The following is a 6,087-nucleotide window of genomic DNA, read 5'->3' on the forward strand; positions in this document are numbered from 1 at the left end:
GAATAAATAAAAATTTTGTTAAAAATATGAAAAAATATTCAAAAAATACCAGATTTTAACTATTCTTTCATTAATGATTTAATTATAAATAAAAAACTAATAAATAATATAAACCCAACCAATATCCACAAACTTCCTTTGTAATACTGTTTGTGAATTTTTAAGTCTTTTCGGTAAGTGAAAATCATAATTATTATAAAGCAAATTGCAAAAATGACTGCAAAAAGTAATTGTCCAGAACTAAACATAAATATTTTTTTGTAAAAATAATCAATTGTAATTTCATTTTAATAATTTGCACTTAAATTAATTAAGATAAAAAATGCAAAAACAAATAAAATCTGTTCATGAGTTTCATTCTGCTTTTGGACTCGGAATAAACACCAATCCTACAGGAGATCTAGGCGAAAACAAGAATATGCTTCGTTATAATTTGATGAAAGAAGAAAACGAAGAATATCTAGAAGCAGTTACCAATAATGATATTGTAGAAATTGCCGATGCACTTGGCGATATGCTTTATATCTTGTGTGGAACGATTATAGAACATGGTTTACAGGACAAAATGGAATCTGTTTTCGACGAAATTCAGCGTAGTAATATGAGTAAATTGGGTCATGACGGAAAACCTATTTATCGTGAAGATGGGAAAGTGCTAAAAGGGCCAAATTATTTTAAACCAAATTTTGAAGAAATACTAAAAGGTTAACTGGTTATTCGTTGATTTGGTTAACCGAATAACCAAATCAACGAATAACCGAATCAACAATTAAACTTTAACCGTCCAACCAAAAGTATCTTCTGCTAGTTTGTGCTGAATATTAGTTAGTTTCTCTTTCAGTTCTAAAGCGATTGAGTTTTCTGTTTTAGGTAATTCGTAGTAAACATCTTGGTAAGAAAATCCAACAATTGGGTTTACAACCGCAGCAGTTCCTGCTCCAAAAATTTCTTTTAACGAACCATTTTTAGCAGCTTCTACAATTTCTGAAACCATAACTGGCTTAACAGCAACGTTTATTCCTTCACGTTTTGCTAAATCTATTAAGCTTTTTCGAGTAACCCCATCAAGAATACGCTCGCTAGTTGGTGCAGTATATAAAGTGTCATTTATTCTAAAAAAGACATTCATAGTTCCAGCTTCTTCTAATGTAGTATGTGTCGCATCATCTGTCCAGATAATTTGCTGAAAACCTTGATCATTAGCTAATTTTGTTGGGTAAAATTGTGCCGAATAATTTCCTGCCGCTTTTGCCGCGCCTATTCCGCCATTTGCAGCACGGCTATAATGTTCGGCAATGATAACTTTTACTTCACCAGAATAATAAGATTTTGCTGGCGAGAGAATAATCATAAATCTATATTGTGTTGATGGTTGCGCAATAACACCAGTGCCAATCGCAATCATAAACGGACGAATATATAATGTATTTCCTAAACCTTTTTTAACCCATTCTTTTTCGATTTTCAAAATTTCTTTTAATCCATCAATAAAGATGTGTTCAGGAACTTCTGGCATTGCCATTCTTGTTGCCGATTTGTTAAAACGATCTAGATTTTCGTCAGGTCTAAATAACCAAATATCATTATTATCGTCTTTATATGCTTTCATTCCTTCAAAAATGGCTTGACCATAATGAAAAACTTTCGCTGAAGGATCTAATAAAAAAGGTTCGTATGGTTTTATAGTAGGTTTTTCCCATTTTCCGTCTTTAAAATCGCACATAAGCATGTGGTCTGTAAAAACATTACCAAAAGCTAGATTTTCAAAATCTACCTCATTAATCTTTGAAGAAGCTACTTTCACTATATCGATTTCGCTTTGAATATCTAAACCCATTACAGAAAATTATTTTCGGCTAATTTAGTAAAAAACAAAGTGCGTTGTAAAAGTTAAGGTAAATATTTAACCTAGTGATGCTAATTTTTATTTTATAGCAATTCTAGTAAATCATTATTTGAGTTTTTGATACTAAAATGAGTTTTTTGTTAAACTAAATTTACTAAGTTGTGATTTTCTTGTTAGATTTGTACTTTAACAATTAATATTCAAAAAATGAAAAAAGTGTATTTATTTTCTTTGCTAATGATGATTTTTTTAAGTTTCAATGCAAATTCTCAAGTTTCATCAAAAAAGAAAGCTATTGATATAACGGATTATGCTTTATTTGGCGATAAATTTTCGTCTACAAAAGTTTATTCTAATAAACAAATGCTAAAAAAATACGAATCTTTGAAAAAAGGTGATACAATTAAAGCTCAATTCAAGTCAGTCATCAAAGAGGTTTGTAAGAAAAAAGGTTGTTGGATGTCTATGGAATTAGCGGATAGTAATGAATCCTTCGTACGATTTAAAGATTATGGCTTTTTTGTACCATTAAACGCAGACAAACAAGATGCGATTGTTAACGGAATTGCTTATATAGATGTTGTATCCGTTGATGAATTAAGACATTATGCAAAAGATGGGGGGAAATCTCAAGAAGAAATAAATAAAATTACAAAACCTAAGATCACATACGCTTTTCAAGCAACTGGTGTTTTAATTAAAAAGTAATGAAAAAATATTTAATACTATTTCTAGCTTCAATACTCTTGTTTTCTTGTAAAAAAAAGCAAGAAAATTGTGAAAAACCTTCGTCAGAAAAAAAGTTTGACATGTACGAAATGTCAGAAATGGCAACCCTTATGGAACAAATGTATGTAGATAATGAACGATTAAAACAACGAATTATAAACGGTGATACGATAGGAAAATTCCCTAACCATTTCTTAAAAATTCACAGTTCGGTCATGACTGACAAGCAAGAAAACGATGACTTTTTTAAGCAACGTGCAGCAGCATTTATACAAGCGCAAGAACAAATTTATAAAGACCCAAAAAATGCCAAAGAACACTTTAATGCAAGTATCGATGCTTGTGTAAAATGTCATGAAGTAAAATGTGGTGGACCAATTGTAAGAATTAAGAAATTGCAGATAAAATAACATTGGAATAAATGTTATCATTCTAAAATAGGAGCTATGCAGAAAGTAGCTTAATTATAAATCAGAGTAAATCATTTTTCCAAATTCACTAGCAGGAAAGGGTTTGTTCAAAAATCCAGTGACCTTGCAATTGTTTTTAAACTGGTTAATTTCATCAACGTTTAAGGAGGAAGTCAGCATGTAAATTTGTGTTTCTAGTTGCAAATTTTTTGGGAGCGTTTCATATTTTTTAAGAAATTCAAAACCATTCATTTCTGGCATTTGAATGTCTAATAAAATAACTAAAGGATGGTCGAATTGGTTTCTATAATTGCAAATCCATTCTATTGCTTCTAGGCCATTATTAGTAATATTAACGTTAGAAACGTCAATATCCAGTGTTTTTTTAAGGAGTTGTTTTGCAACTAGTTGGTCTATTACATTATCGTCTACAACCAAAAAAATATAGTTAGGTTTCATATAATTTGGGTAAGGTTACGGTAAATTTACTTCCAATATTGCTTTCCGAATGTACGGTAATTATTCCGTTAATGTTTTCTACGGCTTCTTTTACGATATAGAGTCCTAAGCCGGAACCTTTATTCTTATTGTTGGTTACAAAAAACATGTCGAAAATTTGGGACTGAAACTCTTTTTTTATACCAATGCCATTATCTGTAATTTCAATTTTATGAAATTTATCAGCGCTGTACGTTTTTATAGAAATATGCATGTCTTCCTTATTCTCATCCGAATACTTTATCGCGTTGGAAAGTAAGTTGTTGAAAATAATTTTTAAGCGCAAACTGTCGCTATGAATGTTGCTAATTTCGAACTCTTTCTTTATGGTGATTTTCTTTACCGACTTAATGTGTTCGTGCTGATTTATAGCATCTTCAATCAAGTCCGTTAAATTTACTGGTTCAATGACGACTTGTTTTCTTTTGTTTTTCGAATAATCAATAATGTCGCTTATAAATTGGTCTTGTTTAGTAAGACTTTTGTACATTAAATTTAAATAGTCCTTTATCTGACTTATATCATCTTCCAATTGTGCAATTTCAATCAATCCTTTTAATGACGTGATGGGCGATCTCAAATCATGAGAGGCACTGTAAACAAACTTATCCAGTTCTTTATTGGCAAGGGTTAAATCTTCATTTTTAACTTCGATTTCTTTTTTGGAACTGAGTAATTTTTTGACCATTTTCGAATAATAAGTGCTTACGCTCCCAATAATGATTAAAACGAAAAAGATGTTGGTTAAAATAAGATAATCTTTAATTTTACGGCATCCTTCGCCAAGTGTGTTTGAAAACTCTTGTTCGTTTATAGTCAGTTTATCACTGATAGAACTAATACGTTGAAGAAGAAATTGTTTTTCTGCTAGATTTAATTTAGACACATTTATTTCATGAGCAACTTCATGCCCAACCAGTGCCAATTGATGAATTAAATAATCGCCTTCTTCCCATTCTTTTATGGCATCGGCTAGAAAAGAAACCGATTTAAAATATTTAAACAACCAAATCATGTCGTCCAAATCTTTTTCATTGATTCTGCCTGCTCTAAATCCATTTTTGATAACCTCGTCATCACCATTATGAGATAATGCAATTCGAGCAATTCCATCACCTTGCGGGACTTTTAACTCTTTTTCAAATAATTGTAATTCCTTCTCTTCTTGTGTATATATATACGTAATGAGATGTCGAACAGCATCTTTTTGTCCTTTAGAATAGTGAGATTCTCCGTTTACATAAGCTCTATTGGCCGATAAAATTTTAATGGTATAAAAATTAGCAAAAATTAATAGCGCACAAGAAAAAAACACTATTAACAAAAGAATGAAAACATTGGGAAGTTTTAATTTTTTAGTTATTTTTTGTTGTGTCATATGTTTTGATAATTAACAGAGCATCAGTTAATACTACGCTAAAGTACATTTTTTTTTTAATATAAGAATTATTTTTTCTTAAATCCTGCTAATTTATAGTGTTGAAAATTAATACATTATATAAGTATTGAATTTGACGAATTTTCAATTCGTGTTAACAAATAAAATAGGCGCTTTTATCAAAAATGATTTAATTTTATATTGAGATTAAGTTTTAAATTGAAGCTTCAGTTTCTCTAATTAATAATGGCCACAAAGACTGAGAATAACATATATTTGACGTTTATATTTTTCGAGACAAACACAACATTCCACCAAATTTAAATAATAAAAAGTAGTAATGAAAAGAGAAATAATAAAAACCCTCGATGGTTCTACAACCATTCATTTGCCAGATTGGGATGAGTGTTACCATTCTAAACACGGAGCAATACAAGAAGCATATCATGTTTTTATCAAAAATGGACTTTCCTTGGTAGAAGAAAAAACGATTTCGATTTTAGAGATTGGTTTCGGAACTGGTCTGAATGCTTTTATCACTTTATTAGAAGCACAAAAAAATAATTTAAGCATCGATTATACTGGGGTAGAAGCTTATCCTGTGGAAAAAGAAGAAGCGATTGAAATGAATTATTTGCAAGAATTGAAAGCAGAAGAATTCGAAACTGAGTACAAAGAAATGCATGATTGTAGCTGGGAAGAAAAAAATGTTTTTAATCCTAATTTTTCATTAACAAAGCGAAAACAATTTTTTCAGGATATTCAAGACAAAAATACTTTCGATTTAATTTATTTTGATGCTTTTGGTTACAAAGTGCAACCAGAATTATGGAGTACAGAAATTTTTAGGAATATGTTTGAAGCACTTAAGGATAATGGAATATTAGTTACTTATGCTGCTCGTGGCGTTGTGAAACGTTCTATGCAGGAAGTTGGGTTTATTGTTAAAAAAGTAGCTGGACCACCAGGAAAACGTGAAATGATGATAAGTTTTAAAAAACTTTAATACTTTATTATGATTTTTTACGTTTTATAGGTGTAGATTTGAGTATCAGAATACCACAATTTTAAATTATATACTATGTCAAAATTAATGGTTAATTATGCAAAATCAATTCTTGAAAGAGTTAGTTTTGATCCTATTTTGTTTTGTAAAGAATTAGAGAAAGCTGTAAAAACATTATTGCCTTTCGAACTTGAAGAACTAGCAGTTTGGTTTTTTAACT

Annotated in this window: 7 protein-coding genes; 4 read left to right on the plus strand and 3 right to left on the minus strand. The window is 30.1% G+C overall.

Annotation, left to right across the window (positions count from 1 at the left end):
• Nucleotides 1-322: 322 nt before the first annotated feature.
• Nucleotides 323-709, plus strand: a complete 387-nt coding sequence (locus tag ACH2BG_RS10910) for a hypothetical protein (RefSeq protein WP_395047724.1) — start codon at nucleotides 323-325, stop codon at nucleotides 707-709.
• Between the two features lie 60 nt (nucleotides 710-769).
• Here the strand turns inward: ACH2BG_RS10910 and ACH2BG_RS10915 are convergent, their stop codons facing one another.
• The gene (locus ACH2BG_RS10915; protein WP_395047725.1) at nucleotides 770-1,837 is read right to left on the minus strand and encodes a branched-chain amino acid aminotransferase; all 1,068 of its coding nucleotides are present in this window, start codon (nucleotides 1,835-1,837) and stop codon (nucleotides 770-772) included.
• A gap of 216 nt (nucleotides 1,838-2,053) precedes the next feature.
• On the opposite strand from ACH2BG_RS10915, the gene ACH2BG_RS10920 reads away from it, so the two are divergent.
• Together ACH2BG_RS10920 and ACH2BG_RS10925 are read left to right on the plus strand one after the other, a co-directional pair.
• Entirely contained in the window at nucleotides 2,054-2,554 is a 501-nt protein-coding gene (locus ACH2BG_RS10920) for a DUF4920 domain-containing protein (protein WP_395047726.1), read from the plus strand.
• Nucleotides 2,554-2,985, plus strand: coding sequence for a hypothetical protein (locus ACH2BG_RS10925; protein WP_395047727.1), 432 nt, complete (start codon nucleotides 2,554-2,556; stop codon nucleotides 2,983-2,985). The genes ACH2BG_RS10920 and ACH2BG_RS10925 overlap by 1 nt, the downstream gene beginning before the upstream one ends.
• Nucleotides 2,986-3,039: 54 nt before the next feature.
• Here the strand turns inward: ACH2BG_RS10925 and ACH2BG_RS10930 are convergent, their stop codons facing one another.
• Both ACH2BG_RS10930 and ACH2BG_RS10935 read right to left on the minus strand, forming a co-directional pair.
• Complete coding sequence (locus ACH2BG_RS10930; RefSeq protein ID WP_395047728.1) at nucleotides 3,040-3,444, minus strand: response regulator; 405 nt, start codon at nucleotides 3,442-3,444, stop codon at nucleotides 3,040-3,042.
• The gene (locus ACH2BG_RS10935; protein WP_395047729.1) at nucleotides 3,434-4,861 is read right to left on the minus strand and encodes a sensor histidine kinase; all 1,428 of its coding nucleotides are present in this window, start codon (nucleotides 4,859-4,861) and stop codon (nucleotides 3,434-3,436) included. The genes ACH2BG_RS10930 and ACH2BG_RS10935 overlap by 11 nt, the downstream gene beginning before the upstream one ends.
• A gap of 340 nt (nucleotides 4,862-5,201) precedes the next feature.
• On the opposite strand from ACH2BG_RS10935, the gene mnmD reads away from it, so the two are divergent.
• Nucleotides 5,202-5,867 carry a tRNA (5-methylaminomethyl-2-thiouridine)(34)-methyltransferase MnmD gene (gene mnmD, locus ACH2BG_RS10940; RefSeq protein ID WP_395047730.1) on the plus strand — a complete coding sequence of 222 codons (666 nt, stop codon included), beginning with the start codon at nucleotides 5,202-5,204 and terminating at the stop codon, nucleotides 5,865-5,867.
• Nucleotides 5,868-6,087: the final 220 nt, after the last annotated feature.

It is taken from the genome of Flavobacterium sp. (genome assembly GCF_043779715.1).
GTDB lineage: Bacteria > Bacteroidota > Bacteroidia > Flavobacteriales > Flavobacteriaceae > Flavobacterium.